This is a genomic window from Microbacterium sp. LRZ72 (genome assembly GCF_033792225.1).
Classification (GTDB): domain Bacteria; phylum Actinomycetota; class Actinomycetes; order Actinomycetales; family Microbacteriaceae; genus Microbacterium.
Window position 1 is genome coordinate 98,476 of record NZ_JANGEX010000001.1, and the last position, 14,466, is coordinate 112,941.

At 69.7% G+C, this 14,466-nt stretch carries 17 protein-coding genes; 9 read left to right on the top strand and 8 right to left on the bottom strand.

What is annotated here, in order from left to right:
* The first annotated feature begins 167 nt into the window (after nt 1-167).
* Together M4I32_RS00425 and M4I32_RS00430 are read left to right on the top strand one after the other, a co-directional pair.
* Nucleotides 168-1,088, top strand: a complete 921-nt coding sequence (locus tag M4I32_RS00425; protein WP_413466766.1) for a heme o synthase — start codon at nt 168-170, stop codon at nt 1,086-1,088.
* A 251-nt stretch (nt 1,089-1,339) separates the two neighbouring features.
* Nucleotides 1,340-2,197 (top strand): type IV toxin-antitoxin system AbiEi family antitoxin domain-containing protein, encoded by an 858-nt coding sequence (locus M4I32_RS00430; RefSeq protein WP_319032518.1) that lies wholly within the window; start codon nt 1,340-1,342, stop codon nt 2,195-2,197.
* A gap of 204 nt (nt 2,198-2,401) precedes the next feature.
* Here the strand turns inward: M4I32_RS00430 and M4I32_RS00435 are convergent, their stop codons facing one another.
* Both M4I32_RS00435 and M4I32_RS00440 read right to left on the bottom strand, forming a co-directional pair.
* Nucleotides 2,402-2,863 (bottom strand): dinucleotide-utilizing enzyme, encoded by a 462-nt coding sequence (locus M4I32_RS00435; RefSeq protein ID WP_319032519.1) that lies wholly within the window; start codon nt 2,861-2,863, stop codon nt 2,402-2,404.
* Between the two features lie 72 nt (nt 2,864-2,935).
* Nucleotides 2,936-3,883 carry a COX15/CtaA family protein gene (locus tag M4I32_RS00440; RefSeq protein WP_319032520.1) on the bottom strand — a complete coding sequence of 316 codons (948 nt, stop codon included), beginning with the start codon at nt 3,881-3,883 and terminating at the stop codon, nt 2,936-2,938.
* Between the two features lie 249 nt (nt 3,884-4,132).
* Here M4I32_RS00440 and sufB point away from each other — a divergent pair, with 249 nt between their 5' ends.
* From sufB to M4I32_RS00470, 6 genes are read left to right on the top strand one after another with little or no spacing between them, the layout of a single operon-like run.
* Nucleotides 4,133-5,551, top strand: coding sequence for a Fe-S cluster assembly protein SufB (gene sufB, locus M4I32_RS00445; protein ID WP_319032521.1), 1,419 nt, complete (start codon nt 4,133-4,135; stop codon nt 5,549-5,551).
* Nucleotides 5,552-6,754 carry a Fe-S cluster assembly protein SufD gene (sufD, locus tag M4I32_RS00450; protein WP_319032522.1) on the top strand — a complete coding sequence of 401 codons (1,203 nt, stop codon included), beginning with the start codon at nt 5,552-5,554 and terminating at the stop codon, nt 6,752-6,754.
* The gene (locus M4I32_RS00455; RefSeq protein ID WP_319032523.1) at nt 6,751-7,077 is read left to right on the top strand and encodes a non-heme iron oxygenase ferredoxin subunit; all 327 of its coding nucleotides are present in this window, start codon (nt 6,751-6,753) and stop codon (nt 7,075-7,077) included. Before sufD ends, M4I32_RS00455 begins: the two co-directional genes overlap by 4 nt.
* A gap of 17 nt (nt 7,078-7,094) precedes the next feature.
* A complete protein-coding gene (sufC, locus tag M4I32_RS00460) occupies nt 7,095-7,865 on the top strand; it encodes a Fe-S cluster assembly ATPase SufC (protein WP_319032524.1) in 771 nt (256 codons plus the stop codon).
* Nucleotides 7,866-7,874: 9 nt separating this feature from the next.
* Nucleotides 7,875-8,204, top strand: coding sequence for a metal-sulfur cluster assembly factor (locus M4I32_RS00465; RefSeq protein WP_319032525.1), 330 nt, complete (start codon nt 7,875-7,877; stop codon nt 8,202-8,204).
* Between the two features lie 22 nt (nt 8,205-8,226).
* The gene (locus M4I32_RS00470; protein ID WP_319032526.1) at nt 8,227-9,396 is read left to right on the top strand and encodes a MalY/PatB family protein; all 1,170 of its coding nucleotides are present in this window, start codon (nt 8,227-8,229) and stop codon (nt 9,394-9,396) included.
* 27 nt (nt 9,397-9,423) lie between these two features.
* Here M4I32_RS00470 and M4I32_RS00475 read toward each other — a convergent pair whose 3' ends face one another.
* Nucleotides 9,424-10,065 carry a biotin transporter BioY gene (locus tag M4I32_RS00475; RefSeq protein WP_319032527.1) on the bottom strand — a complete coding sequence of 214 codons (642 nt, stop codon included), beginning with the start codon at nt 10,063-10,065 and terminating at the stop codon, nt 9,424-9,426.
* Between the two features lie 126 nt (nt 10,066-10,191).
* On the opposite strand from M4I32_RS00475, the gene M4I32_RS00480 reads away from it, so the two are divergent.
* Nucleotides 10,192-11,790 (top strand): ABC-F family ATP-binding cassette domain-containing protein, encoded by a 1,599-nt coding sequence (locus M4I32_RS00480; RefSeq protein ID WP_319032528.1) that lies wholly within the window; start codon nt 10,192-10,194, stop codon nt 11,788-11,790.
* Nucleotides 11,791-11,797: 7 nt separating this feature from the next.
* On the opposite strand, the gene M4I32_RS00485 is transcribed toward M4I32_RS00480, so the two are convergent.
* The 5 genes from M4I32_RS00485 to fabG all read right to left on the bottom strand — a co-directional run bounded on the left by M4I32_RS00485 (nt 11,798) and on the right by fabG (nt 14,428).
* A complete protein-coding gene (locus M4I32_RS00485; RefSeq protein ID WP_413466767.1) occupies nt 11,798-12,616 on the bottom strand; it encodes an SURF1 family protein in 819 nt (272 codons plus the stop codon).
* 17 nt (nt 12,617-12,633) lie between these two features.
* Nucleotides 12,634-12,861 (bottom strand): hypothetical protein, encoded by a 228-nt coding sequence (locus M4I32_RS00490; RefSeq protein ID WP_319032530.1) that lies wholly within the window; start codon nt 12,859-12,861, stop codon nt 12,634-12,636.
* Nucleotides 12,858-13,220 carry a DUF3099 domain-containing protein gene (locus tag M4I32_RS00495; protein ID WP_319032531.1) on the bottom strand — a complete coding sequence of 121 codons (363 nt, stop codon included), beginning with the start codon at nt 13,218-13,220 and terminating at the stop codon, nt 12,858-12,860. Before M4I32_RS00495 ends, M4I32_RS00490 begins: the two co-directional genes overlap by 4 nt.
* A 45-nt stretch (nt 13,221-13,265) precedes the next feature.
* Nucleotides 13,266-13,631, bottom strand: a complete 366-nt coding sequence (locus M4I32_RS00500) for a DUF4190 domain-containing protein (protein WP_319032532.1) — start codon at nt 13,629-13,631, stop codon at nt 13,266-13,268.
* Between the two features lie 86 nt (nt 13,632-13,717).
* A complete protein-coding gene (gene fabG, locus M4I32_RS00505) occupies nt 13,718-14,428 on the bottom strand; it encodes a 3-oxoacyl-ACP reductase FabG (protein WP_319032533.1) in 711 nt (236 codons plus the stop codon).
* Nucleotides 14,429-14,466 lie beyond the last annotated feature (38 nt).

Genomic DNA, 14,466 nt, shown 5'->3' on the forward strand with positions numbered 1-14,466 from the left:
GAGGGCGCGCGTGCATTTTCAGCATAGCGAAGGGGCCCGTGCGGGCCACCCCGAGAGCCGCATCCGTCTGCTGTTCGGCACGGCGTCGACGCCGCGCGTGCCACCCCCGGCGTTGGCATAGACTGAGGGGCGGATCTGTCATGCGGGACGACTGGGGGGCGATGGACATCTCGACGGCGCCTCAGGCACCCGCATCCGTTCGTCCGCGTTCCGTCGGCCGTACGGTGCGCGCCTACGTCGCGCTCACCAAGCCGCGCGTGCTCGAGCTTCTGCTGGTGACGACCGTTCCGGTCATGATCCTCGCCCAGGGCGGGATGCCGCACCTCGGCCTCGTGCTCGCCACCGTCATCGGCGGCTCGTTGAGTGCGGGCTCGGCGGCCGCGTTCAACATGTACCTCGACCGCGACATCGACGCGCACATGCAGCGCACCGAGAATCGGCCGCTCGTGACGGGCGAGGTGTCGCCACGCGGTGCGCTCGTGTTCGCGTGGACTCTCGCCGTGTTCTCGACCCTCTGGCTCGCGGCGACGGCGAACATCCTCGCGGCCGCGCTCTCGGCGGGGGCGATCTTCTTCTATGTCGTCATCTACACGATGATCCTGAAGCGGCGCACCGAGCAGAACATCGTCTGGGGTGGGATCGCCGGATGCTTCCCGGTGCTGATCGGCTGGTCCGCGGTGACGGGCTCGCTGTCGTGGACGCCCTTCATCCTCTTCGCGCTGGTGTTCCTCTGGACGCCGCCGCACTACTGGCCGCTGTCGATGAAGTACAAGGCCCAGTACGACGAGGTGCACGTGCCCATGCTCGGGGCGACTCGCTCGGGCGCGCAGGTGGGGCTGCAGGTCATCCTCTATGCCTGGGCGACCGTGGCGTGCTCGCTGCTGCTGATCCCCGTCGCGGGGATGGGCCTGGTCTACACGGCCTCGGCGCTCGTCTTCGGAGGCTGGTTCATCTACGAGTCCCACCGGCTCTACAACCGTGCCGTCCGCGGCACCGAGCCGGCGCCGATGCGTGTCTTCCACGCATCCATCACCTATCTCACGCTGCTGTTCGTGGCCATCGCGGTCGACCCGCTGCTGCCCTTCTGACACAGCCGGGTGCGCCCGTGCCCCGGTGGCAAAGCTGAGCCCGGCGTCGGTCGGTCGCGCGTGGGCCGCCGCGTCCGGCGTCGGCGATGCGTCGAGCGTCGGACGCATCCGCGGGCTCTCATCCGACGTCCGGTGCATCTCCGACGCTCGACGCGCTTGAGTCGTCCTGCCCCGCCCCGCAACTCCGGATGAGTCCCCAAGAGGTCGGATGCCGCGGGCCGCTTCTTCGGGACGCGCGTCAAGATCGGCGCATGGAGCCGTTGCCATCTGCGGGACCCGCGACCGCCCGACTGCTCGCCGAGGTGCGGCGCCGCGGCGGCGTCGCGCGGGCGATGACGCTGCGTCACACCGGACACTCACCCCGGCGCATCGCCGAGGCCGTGGATGCCGGTCTGCTCCAGCGCGTGCGCCGCGTCTGGGTCGCGCTCCCCGACGCCGACGTAGAGCGGGTATCGGCGGCGCGCCACGGCGTGGTGCTGTCCTGCCTCACGCAGGCTCGCCGTCGGGGGCTGTGGGTCCTGGGCGAGGAATGCCCGCATGTCGCGGCGGGGCGCCATTCCCGCGGGGCCAGGTCGGCCGACGCGATCGTGCACTGGTCCGCACCGCTCGTGCCCCGGCATCCGGACGACCTCGAGGACCCGATCGAGAACGTGCTCGCGCTCGTCGCCTCGTGCCAGCCCCGCGAGCGTGCACTCGTGGTGTGGGAGTCCGCCCTGAACGCCGGCCTCGTCGATCGCGCACAGCTCGCCGCGCTGCCGCTGAAGGCGCCCGCCCGCGAGCTTCTCGATACCGCCACGCCCTTCTCCGACTCAGGGCTCGAGACGCTCTTCTGCGTGCGGCTGCGGTGGCTGCGTGTGCGCATCATCCCGCAGGTATGGCTGCTCGGCCACCGGGTCGACTTCCTCATCGGGGAGCGCCTGGTGGTGCAGATCGACGGGGGACACCACGTGGGTGCGCAGCGCACGCGCGACATCGCCCACCACGCGGCGCTCCTCGCCGCCGGCTACCACGTCATCCGGCTGTCGTACGAGCAGGTGATCGACGACTGGCCGGCCGTCCAGGACGTGATCGCACGTGCCGTCGCCGCGGGTCGGCACCGGGCGTCCTGACCCACTGCCGCGCCACGCCTGTCGGCATCCGCGTGCACCGTGGGGCGTGCATCGTGGCGTGCACCGTGGGGCGTGCACCGTGACGTGCGACGGGCGTCGGGCATGAGTCGGGGGTCGGAACCTCCCCCCAAGAGGAGTTCCGACCCCGATCTCATCTCCGACGCTCGATGCGCAGCTGCGGCCGCGGCGCATCGAGCAGCCGCGTCAGCGGGTGTCTGTCTCGCGCGTCGGCGTGGCGCCGGTCGTGCCGTCCTGGATCGCGGGCTCGTCGTGCGTGAGGGGCTGCTCCTGCTCGGCGGGCTCGTCGTCCCGCGCGTCGGACGTCTCGAGCGCCGAGGTCTCGGCGCGCTGGTCGGGAACGCTCACGGCCTCGGGCTCGGCATCCGTGAGCGCTGCGACCGTGGGGCGCAGCAGCGTCGATGCCGCGCCGAGGGTGAGGGCCAGGGCGAAGCCGATCAGACCCGATGCGAGCAGGATCGCGCCGAAGACGGCCCAGACCTGCCCGACATAGACGTCGACGCCGGTGGCCGTCCCATCCAGCAGCGTGGTCGACATGGTGCCGAGCGTGTCGAACGTGAACCATGCGCCGAGCGCGGTGGCGAGGGCGGAGCCGACGAGCAGGATCCAGAAGGGGATGCTGCGGCTCAGGCGGGGGCGGATGGTCATGGTTCTCCCGTTCGTTGTGGTGCCTGGGGTACCGACTCTGGCGCTCCGTGGCGAGCACAGACTATCCGTTGCCTATGCGTGGGCTGTGGATTCCTCCGGCTGCTTCAGATTGAGTACGACGGCCGTCATCGCACCCACCAGCAGCACGGCGAGGACCATGTGGATGTTCACGAGGACGATGGGCAGGCCGGTCCGAGCCTGCCACAGGCCGATGGCGATCTGCAGCACCTCGACCGCGAGCAGCATCCCGACCCAGAAGCGCAGCGGTCGCCGCAGCCGCCATCCTGTGACGAGCAGCGCCACGGTCAGTGCGAGCGTGACGTACGCCGGCCACGAGTGCAGGTGCTGCATCAGCTCGGGATCGAGGTCGTTGCGTGCCGCTCCCGCGTCGCCCGCGTGCGGGCCCGAGCCGGTGACCAGGATGCCGACGACGACCGTCACGAGCACGGCGGCGCTCGTCAGATGCGCGAGGCCCGCATACCACCCCGGCACGGCGCGCACGCGTGCACCCGGTCCCGTGTACGCGCGGTACACCAGTGCGGCGGCGAGCGCGACGAGCACGACCGACGCGAAGTAGTGCAGCCCCACGACATAGGGATTGAGCTGCGTCAGGACGGTGATGCCGCCGATCACGGCCTGCAGCGGCACGTAGAGGCCGATCAGCAGGGCGAGCCAGAAGAGGTCACGGCGTTCGCGGCGCATTCGCAGCACCAGCACGAACGTCACGATCGCGACGGCGACGAGCACGAAGGTGAGCAGCCGGTTGCCGAACTCGATGACGCCGTGCACGCCCATCTCCGGGGTGTTCACGAAGGACTCGTCGGTGCAGCGCGGCCAGGTGGGGCATCCGAGCCCCGAGGCGGTCAGACGCACCAGGCCGCCCGTGCCGACGATCGCGACCTGCACGACGAACGTCGCCCACACGGCGGCGATGACGCGGCGGTCGACGTGCTCCGGCAGCATCCGCCACAGTCGCTGGGCGAGGCCGGGCGCGTCGCTGACGGCGGGGGAGTCGGGCATGCGGGGTCGCCTCCTGGCGAGGACGCTCGTCGCTCGGGCGGACCGGCCCGGCGGCCGGAGCCGTACCTGTAGAATTCGAGGGGTTGCAGTGCGCGCGCGAATGAATGACACGTGCCGCAACCAGTGTAGGCGCGAACACCAGCGCCTCTGAGAGGGCCCACCGACGGCATGACGCCTCGCCCACGCGCCCGGGTGAGGACGGAATACCGGGGCGGATGACACCGTTGAGGCTCGAGAGGAGAGTGTGACATGACCGAGGTACTGATCGACCGACCCGAGCTCAAGAGCCTGGGGGAGTACGAGTTCGGCTGGCATGACGAGGATGCCGCCGGGTCCATCGCCAAGCGTGGCCTCAACGAAGCCGTCGTGCGCGACATCTCGGCTCTCAAGCAGGAACCCGAATGGATGCTGGAGCGCCGTCTGAAGGCCCTCAAGCTGTTCGGCCGCAAGCCGATGCCCACGTGGGGAGCCGACCTCTCCGAGATCGACTTCGACAACATCAAGTACTTCGTGCGGTCGACGGAGAAGCAGGCGCAGACGTGGGAGGACCTCCCCGAGGACATCCGCAACACGTACGAGAAGCTCGGCATCCCCGAGGCCGAGCGTCAGCGCCTCGTGTCGGGCGTGGCTGCCCAGTACGAGTCCGAGGTCGTCTACCACCAGATCCGCGAGGACCTCGAGGCCCAGGGCGTCATCTTCATGGACACCGACACGGCGCTGCGCGAGCACCCCGAGTTCTTCGAGGAGTACTTCGGCACCGTGATCCCCTCCGGCGACAACAAGTTCGCCGCGCTGAACACGGCCGTGTGGTCGGGCGGATCGTTCGTGTATGTGCCGAAGGGCGTGCACGTCGACATCCCGCTGCAGGCCTACTTCCGGATCAACACCGAGAACATGGGGCAGTTCGAGCGCACGCTGATCATCGCCGACGAAGGCAGCTACGTGCACTACATCGAGGGCTGCACCGCCCCGATCTACAAGAGCGACTCGCTGCACTCCGCCGTCGTCGAGATCGTCGTGAAGAAGAACGCCCGCGTGCGGTACACGACGATCCAGAACTGGTCGAACAACGTCTACAACCTCGTCACCAAGCGGGCTGTGGCCCACGAGAGCGCGACGATGGAGTGGGTCGACGGCAACATCGGCTCCAAGGTGACGATGAAGTACCCCTCGATCTATCTGATGGGCGAGCACGCGAAGGGCGAGACCCTGTCGGTCGCCTTCGCCGGCCCGGGTCAGCACCAGGATGCCGGCGCGAAGATGGTGCACATGGCGCCGTACACCCAGTCGTCGATCGTGTCGAAGTCGATCGCGCGCGGCGGCGGGCGAGCGGGCTATCGCGGCGAGGTGCGTGTGGAGCCGCAGGCCCACCACTCGGCCAACACCGTGCGGTGCGACGCCCTGCTGGTCGACACCATCTCGCGCAGCGACACCTACCCCGCCATCGACATCCGCGTGGACGACGTGCAGCTCGGCCACGAGGCGACGGTCTCGAAGGTCAGCGAGGAGCAGCTGTTCTACCTGCAGTCGCGCGGTCTGCCCGAGGACGAGGCGATGGCCATGATCGTGCGCGGCTTCATCGAGCCGATCGCCCGCGAGCTGCCGATGGAATACGCACTCGAGCTCAACAAGCTCATCGAGATGGGCATGGAAGGATCCGTCGGCTAGATGACCACGACAACCACCCCCCGCCCCGTGCCCGGATCCGAGCCGCACGCCGACGGAGGATGGGGGCAGAATGCTGCGCCCTTCGTTCCGGTGCAGACCCGATCGCAGCGCCCGCGCTCCTACACCCCGTCCGACTTCGGGAAACCGACCGGTCGCGAGGTGAACTGGAAGCACACGCCGCTGACCCAGCTCGCCCCGTTGCTCGACGACGCCGCCGGTGACGAAGGCGCCGTGAGCGTCTCGGTCACCGGGCCCGTCGCCGGTGCGGGCCTCGCGATCGGAACCGCCCCTCGCGGTGAGGTCTTCGTTCCCGAGGACCTGCCCGCCGCGATCGCCTGGGCCCGCGCGGCCGAAGCGCTCTACATCGCGGTGCCCGCGGACGCCGAGTACGACGAGCCGATCCTCGTCGAGTTCACGGGCGGTGGCGCCGACCTGCTCGCGCACGCCCACGTCGTCGTCGAGGCCGGCGTCAACTCGCGCGCGACCGTCGTGCTGCGCCACAGCGGCGCGGCCCGCTTCGCCCAGAACGTCGAGATCATTGTCCGTGACGGCGCGAAGCTCGACGTCGTCTCGGTGCAGGGCTGGGACGACACCGCCGTGCATGCGGCATCCCACCAGGCGCGCGTCGAGCGCGACGCCTTCCTGCGCCACACGGTCGTCACCTTCGGTGGCGGCGTCGTGCGGGTCGATCCGTCGGTCGAACTGGCCGGCGCCGGCGCGCAGGGCGAGCTGTACGGGGTGTCGTTCGCCGACGCGCCGCAGCACCTCGAGAGTCAGGTCTTTCTGCACCACAAGGGCCCGCACACCCGCGGCGAGGTTCTCTACAAGAGCGCACTGCAGGGCGTGGGTGCCCGCACCGTCTGGATCGGCGACGTGCTGATCGGAGCCGACGCGGTCGGAACCGACTCGTACGAGGCCAACCGCAACCTGGTGCTCACCGAGGGCGCTCGGGCGGACTCCATCCCCAACCTCGAGATCGAGACCGGCGACATCGCCGGCGCCGGGCACGCGAGCGCGACCGGGCGCTTCGACGACGAGCAGCTGTTCTACCTGCAGGCGCGGGGCATTCCCGAGGATGAGGCCCGCCGGCTCGTCGTCGTCGGCTTCCTCGCCGAGATCGTCCAGAAGATCGGCATCCCCTCCCTCGAAGCAGAACTCTTCGAACTGATCGAGGCCGAGTTGGCGGAGGGAGAGGGCGAATGACCCTGCAGCGTGCCTGCGCGCTGAGCGAACTCGAACAGGACACCGCCATGCGTGTCGAACTGGGCGGCGTGCCGATCGCGGTCGTCAAGGATGCCGAGGGCGTCGTGCATGCCATCGGCGACACCTGCACGCACGGCGACATCTCGCTCTCGGACGGCTTCGTCGAAGGCGACACCCTCGAATGCTGGGCGCACGGCTCCGCCTTCTCGCTGCGCACCGGCAAGCCCCTCAACCTCCCGGCGTACGAGCCCGTTCCGGTGTACACCGTTCAGATCGACGGCGATGACGTGCTCATCGACCCCGACGCCACTCTCGCCGTCTGACCGTTAGGAACCTCCTTATGTCTGTCCTCGAAATCCGCGACCTCCACGTCACCGTCAGCACCGAGGCGGGGCCCTCGCCGATCCTCAACGGCGTCACCCTCACGATCCGCACGGGCGAGACGCACGCGATCATGGGTCCCAACGGCTCCGGCAAGTCGACCCTGGCGTACACGATCGCGGGTCACCCCAAGTACACCGTCACCTCCGGCTCGATCACGCTGGACGGCGAAGACGTCCTCGAGATGACCGTCGACGAGCGTGCCCGCGCCGGGCTCTTCCTCGCGATGCAGTACCCGGTCGAGATCCCCGGCGTCACGGTGAGCAACTTCCTGCGCACCGCCAAGACCGCCCTCGACGGCGAGGCCCCCGGCATCCGCACGTGGATCAAGGACGTGCGCGGGGCGATGACCGATCTGCGCATGGATCCCAAGTTCGCCGAGCGCAACGTCAACGAGGGCTTCTCGGGGGGCGAGAAGAAGCGTCACGAGATCCTTCAGCTCGAACTGCTCAAGCCGCGGATCGCGGTGCTTGACGAGACCGACTCCGGCCTCGACGTCGACGCGCTCAAGGTGGTCTCGGAGGGCGTCAACCGCGCCAAGGCCGAGAGCGACCTCGGCGTGCTGCTGATCACGCATTACACCCGCATCCTGCGCTACATCAAGCCGGACTTCGTCCACGTCATGATCGCCGGCAAGATCGTCGAAGAGGGCGGCTCGGAGCTTGCCGACCGTCTCGAGGATGAGGGTTACGACCGATTCATCGAGCCCACCGCGGGCGTACAGGCGTAGGCTTCTGCCATGACCGCGACGCTCAATCCGCAGAAGTTCGACGAGGTCACCGAAGCGCTGAAGGACGTGATGGACCCCGAATTGGGGATCAACGTCGTCGACCTCGGCCTGATCTACGACCTCTCCTGGGACGACGAGAACGACGCCCTGGTGATCCACATGACCCTCACGAGTGCGGGCTGCCCGCTGACCGACGTGCTCGAGGAGCAGACGGCACAGTCGCTCGACGATGTGGTGGATCGCTTCCGCATCAACTGGGTGTGGATGCCGCCGTGGGGGCCCGAGCGCATCACCGACGACGGCCGCGAGATGATGCGCGCGCTGGGATTCGCCATCTGACGCAGGTCGGTAGGCTCGGGGCGTGACTGCACTGCCTGTCGACGCACAGCCCCTCGAAGCCCTCCCTCTCGAACGCCTGCGCGAACGCTCGAGCACCAAGTGGCGGGTGTACCCCGACGACGTGCTGCCGCTGTTCGTGGCCGAGACGGATTTCGCCCTCGCGCCGGCCATCACGCGCCGCCTCGAACAGGCCGTAGCGCTCGGTGACACCGGCTACACACCGCCCGAGCCCGGTCTGCGGGAGGGGTTCGCCGGCTTCGCCCGCCGCCGTTTCGGGTGGGAGGTCGACCCGGCGCAGGTGCGGTCGACGGGTGACGTCGTCATGGGCGTCGTCGAGGTGCTGCGACGCGTCGTCGCCCCCGGCGACCGTGTCGTGATCACCCCGCCCGTGTACCCGCCCTTCTACGACGCGGTGCCCGAGGCGGGCGCGATCGTCGAGCGGGTGCCCCTGCTGCGCGGCTCGGAGGGGCACACGCTCGACCTTGAGGGCATCGACCGTGCCTTGGCCGCCGGGGCCCGTGCGGTGCTGCTGTGCAGTCCCCACAATCCGACGGGCACCGTGCACTCCCGTGAGTCGCTCGCGGGACTGGCGCAGATCGCGGAGAAGCACGGGGCGTACGTCGTCAGCGACGAGATCCACGCGCCGCTGACGCAGCCGGGCGCCGGGTTCGTGCCGTTCCTCACCGCCTCGGACGCTGCCGCGAGGGTCGGGTTCGCCGTCGTCAGCGCCAGCAAGGCGTTCAACCTCGCCGGACTGAAGTGCGCACTGATGGTGACGGCCGATCCAGAACGCGCCAAGACCGTGCGCGGAATGCCCGCCGAGGTGGAGTGGCGCACAGGACTGTTCGGCGCGATGGCGGCCGTCGCGGCGTTCGACCCGGCCAGCGATGCCTGGCTCGACGGGCTGCTCGCCACGATCGACCAGAACCGACGCCTGCTCGCGGATCTTCTGCAGCGTCACCTCCCCGGCGCGGTCTACCGCATGCCGGATGCCGGCTTCCTCGCCTGGGTCGACCTGCGCGCCGCCGGATGGGGCGACAACCCGTCGGCGCGCATCCTGCGGGACGCGCGCGTCGCCCTGAACCCCGGCCCCGCCTTCGGCGAGGAGGGACGCGGGCACGTGCGCATCAACATCGGGTGCTCGCCCGATGTGCTCCGTGAGGCCGTGGAGCGCATCGGCACCCTCACCTGAAGGGTCGTTGAGCGGCGTCCGGCCCGGTCAGCGACGCGTGTCGAGGGCGTGCACGCCGCGCCAGACGAGCGGGATCAGCAGGGCCGCCACGGCGGCCTTGAGGATGCCGCCGGGGATGAAGGGCAGCACACCGGCGGCCATCACCGACCCGAACGTGATCTCGGAGCCGACCACCGTGGCCAGAATGAGGGCCATGTACGGCACGCCGACGAGGAACGGCACGATGCTCGCGGTGACGAAGCCGACGAAGGCCAGCACCGGTCGGCGGTCCCAGGCGCGCTCGGCGAACCAACCCGCGAGGAACGCCGCGGGGATGAAGCCGAGGATGAAGCCGAACGAGGGCGAGAGCACGTAGGCCGGTCCGGCGATCGGCCCGGCGAAGATGGGCAGGCCCGCGAGCCCCAGCAGCATGTACGAGGTCAGGCTCGCCGCGCCGCGCGCGGACCCGAGCGCAGCGCCCACGAGGATGACGCCGAGGGTCTGTCCCGTGATCGGGACAGGGCCGATGAAGAACGACACCTTCGCGAGCAGCGCGACGACGGCGACGCCGGCGGCGACGAGAGCCGCATCGGTGGCGAGCGCGCGAGCGCGGGAAGACGGCCGGGAGAGGACATCGACCAGCACGCGGCGGGGCGACGGCGACGAGGATGGTGCGGCGAGGGACGACATGGGGCTCCTTCGGCGTCGAACAGGCGAGGGCTGTCCGCGGAGAACGCGGACCGCTCCCGACTTATACTAGGGGGCTGGCCTTCAAGCCTCTTTGTCTCCCACCCACCGACAGAACGGATATCCGCTGTGCTTGCCGTGCACGACCTCGAGATCCGCGTGGGCGCGCGCATGCTCATGTCCGGGGTCTCCTTCCGTGTCGGCCCCGGCGACAAGATCGGCCTGGTCGGACGCAACGGCGCCGGCAAGACCACGCTCACCAAAGTGCTCTCGGGCGACATCCCACCGGCGGACGGGCGTGTGGACCGCAGCGGTGAGCTGGGCTACCTCCCGCAGGACCCCCGTGCCGGCGACCCCGACGAGCTGGCGCGCACGCGCATCCTCGACGCACGGGGCCTGGGCCATCTCGCCCTGGAGATGCAGCGGGCCACCGAGGCGATGGGGGATCCGGACGCGAAGACGGCCGACCGCGCGATGCGCCGCTTCGGGCAGTTGATGGAGCGGTTCGAGACGCTCGGCGGCTACTCGGCCGAAGCGGAGGCGGCGGCCATCGCGCACAACCTGTCGCTGCCGGATCGCATCCTGGATCAGCCCCTGCGCACGCTCTCGGGCGGGCAGCGGCGCCGTATCGAACTCGCCCGCATCCTGTTCTCGGATGCCGAGACGATGATCCTCGACGAGCCCACCAACCACCTCGACGCCGACAGCGTCGTGTGGCTGCGCGAGTTCCTCGGCGCTTACCGGGGCGGCCTCGTCGTGATCAGCCACGACGTGGAGCTCGTCGGCGAGACGGTGAACCGCGTGTTCTACCTGGACGCGACGCGCCAGGTGATCGACATCTACAACATGAGCTGGAAGAACTACCAGCGCCAGCGCGTGGCCGACGAGGAGCGCCGCAAGAAGGAGCGCGTCAACGTCGAGAAGAAGGCCAGCGCTCTGCAGAACCAGGCGGCCCGATTCGGTGCGAAGGCGTCGAAGGCGGCTGCCGCGCACCAGATGGTCGCGCGCGCCGAGAAGATGCTGTCCGGGCTCGACGAGGTGCGGCAGGAAGAGCGCGTCGCCAAGCTGCGGTTCCCCAAACCCGCGCCCTGCGGCAAGACGCCGTTGATGGCCTCGGGCCTGTCGAAGTCGTACGGGTCACTGGAGATCTTCACCGACGTGGACCTGGCCATCGACCGCGGGTCGAAGGTCGTCGTGCTGGGGCTCAACGGCGCGGGCAAGACCACGCTCCTGCGGATGCTTGCGGGCGTGGACAAGCCGGACACGGGACAGCTCGAACCCGGGCATGGCCTGAAGATCGGCTACTACGCCCAGGAGCACGAGAATCTCGACGTGGAGCGCAGTGTGCTCGAGAACATGATGTCCGCCGCGCCCGACATCACGGCGACCGAGGCGCGCAAGGTGCTCGGGTCGTTCCTGTTCACGGGAGACGATGTGCTCAAACCCGCGGGTGTCCTCTCCGGGGGGGAGAAGACGCGGCTGTCGCTGGCGACTCTCGTCGTCTCGAGCGCGAACATGCTGCTGCTCGACGAGCCGACGAACAACCTCGATCCGGCCTCTCGCGAAGAGATCCTCGGGGCCCTGTCGCACTACGAGGGCGCCGTCGTGCTCGTCTCGCACGATGAGGGCGCCGTCGAAGCGCTGAACCCAGAGCGTGTGCTGATCCTTCCCGACGGCGTCGAGGACATCTGGAACCGCGAGTACGCGGACCTCATCGCGCTCGCCTGACGCTCGCTCAGCGCCGCGGGCCGGCGGCGTCGAGAATCGCATCCTCGTCGTCGGCGTCCCGGTCGCGTCGGCCCGGGGCGGACGTGTCCTCGTCGTCTTCGTGACGGTGTCGCGTCTCGGTGCGGATGACGTAGAAGATGAAGATGAAGCCCATGACGGCGAACAGGATCCACTGGATCGCGTACGACAGGTGCGGTCCCGGATCGGCCGTCGGCGCCTCCAGCGGCTGCGGCGCATCGGCGGGAGCAGGGTCCTCCGACACGAGGATGCCGTAGGCGGAGGTGATCGTCTCATCGCCCGTCTGCGTGGCGACGACGGGCAGGTGGATGGTGGGCACCTGCCCCTCGGGCGCACTGCGCCCTGACGTCGGGAGCGGCTCGCTCGGCCGCAGACGCGCCACGACGGTGACCTCGCCGGAGGGCGGGGCGGGGATGGCTGCGGGGCCGGTGCCTTCGTCGGCGGGCCGCACCCACCCGCGGTCCACGATCACGATGCCGCCCTCGTCGGTGAGCAGGGGAGTGAGCACCTCGAACGCGCTCGTGCCGCCGTGGGGCCGGTTGCGCACGACGAGCTGGTCGGCTTCGAGGTAGCGACCCGTCATGACCACTGGGAGCCACTCCTGGGCCGGATCGAAGCGTCCCTGGGCCAGCGCCTGCTCCCACGCGATCGGCTCGGCGTCGTAGTTGGTCTCGACCAGGGCGAGCTGTGCGGCGCGTTCTTCGTTGCGCTCGAACTGCCAGTGCGCCAGGAAGGCGCAGGCGACGGCGAACAGCACGGCCAGGGCGATGTACACGCTCCACCGGCCCGCGGTCGGGAGGCTCTGCATGCTGCGCGCGCGCCGGCTCACGAGGGGGCCTCCTGCGGGGCGGCCCCCGCTTCATCGCCGAAAGGCTCGACCGCGACGGGAAAGTCCCGCGCTGCGAGATAGTCGCGCAGATACTCGACGTGGGCAGGGCATGCCAGCCACACCTTGCGTCGTTCCGGGCCGTGGATGCGCGGGTTGCGCCACTGCACCTGCCAGTGCGCCGGCTCCCGGCATCCTGCCCGCGAGCACGGCTCCGCGGCCGTCACGACGTCGGATCCGATGAGCGACGAGGCGTCTCGACCACCTGGATCACGCGCACCGGCTCGGAGGCGTCCGCGGGTGCGGGGGCCTCCGGAGCGGTGAGGGCGCGTCCGGGCGGTTCGGCGCTCACCTCTCGCGCGTCGCTGCCGACGTTGGCGAGCACGACGGCGACGTAGGGCAGCAGGATCGCGCCCGCGGCGAACACCCACGTCCACCAGCCGTACGGCGTCACGAAGGCCATCAGCAGGAAGCAGACGATGCGGATGCCCATCGTGATCGTGTACTTGCGCAGACGCGACGCCGCCTCGTCCTGCGGCGCTCGCGGCAGAGACGTGGATGACAGGTGTGACGACGAGGTTCTCACGGTACCTCCAGAGTACGCCGCACTCCGGAGGGGAGACCCGTCGGATCAGGACATCGACCCCGATGTCGAGGCCATCGTCAGGAACGCCGGCAGCAGGGCGAGCACGAGGATGACGCCCAGGATGGCGAGCCCGATTCCGACCCAGCCCATGATCGTGCCGGCAAGGGCGAGACCGCGGCCCTGCTCACCGGTGCGCTTGATCTGCCCGAGCGACATGTGTCCCGTGATGACGGCCACGATCGATCCGATGAACGGCAGGATGAACAGTCCGACGAGACCGGCGACGAGCGCGACGATCGACAGGGTGTTCGTGGTGGGGGCTGCCGGGCCCGTCGCTGCGGGCGGCGGCGGGGGATAGCCGCCGGAAGTCGGGTTCTGCGGCGTCGAGCTGCCGGGGTTTTCAGTGCTCACGGGCACGTCCTCTCATGCGGGAAGAAGGCCAGAATCCCAGTGCCGCAGGTCCGGTGTCAATGTGGCGACGCTGTGGCGCGTCGTGGTCAGTGCCCCATGCCCAGGCCGCCGTCGACCGGGATCACGGCGCCGCTGATGTAGGCCGCATCGTCCGACGCCAGCCACGCGACGACGCCGGCGACCTCGTCGGGCGACGCGAAGCGCCCCGCCGGGACGCTGCTGCGGTAGTCGTTCTGCGTCTGCTCGGGCAATGCGGCCGTCATGTCGGTCTCGATGAAACCCGGGGCGACGACGTTCGCGGTGATTCCGCGCCCGGCCAGCTCCCGGGTGATCGACCGCGCCATCCCGACCAGGCCGCTCTTGGATGCCGCGTAGTTGACCTGGCCGGCGGAACCCATCAGCCCCACGACACTCGAGACCAGGACCACCCGGCCCCACCGGGCCTTCATCATGCCCTTCGTCGCGCGCTTGACGACGCGGAACGCCCCACCCAGGTTGGTGTCGACGACATCGTCGAAGTCCTCGTCCTTCATGCGCAGCAGCAGCGTGTCGCGCGTGATGCCGGCGTTGGCGACGACGACGGTGACCGCGCCGAGCTCGGCCTCGACCTCGGCGAACGCACGGTCGAGGCTCTCGGGATCCGTGACGTCGGCGTGCACGGTGAGGGCGCCCTCCGGTCCCGAGCCCGATCGCGCGGTGACGGCGACGCTGTCGCCCTGCGCGATGAATCGTTCGGCGATCGCGCGGCCGATGCCGCGGTTCCCGCCGGTGACGAGGACGACACGTGCTGAGGTCATGCTGCTCCCGGGTGCTCTGGGGTCGAACCGGACCAGCC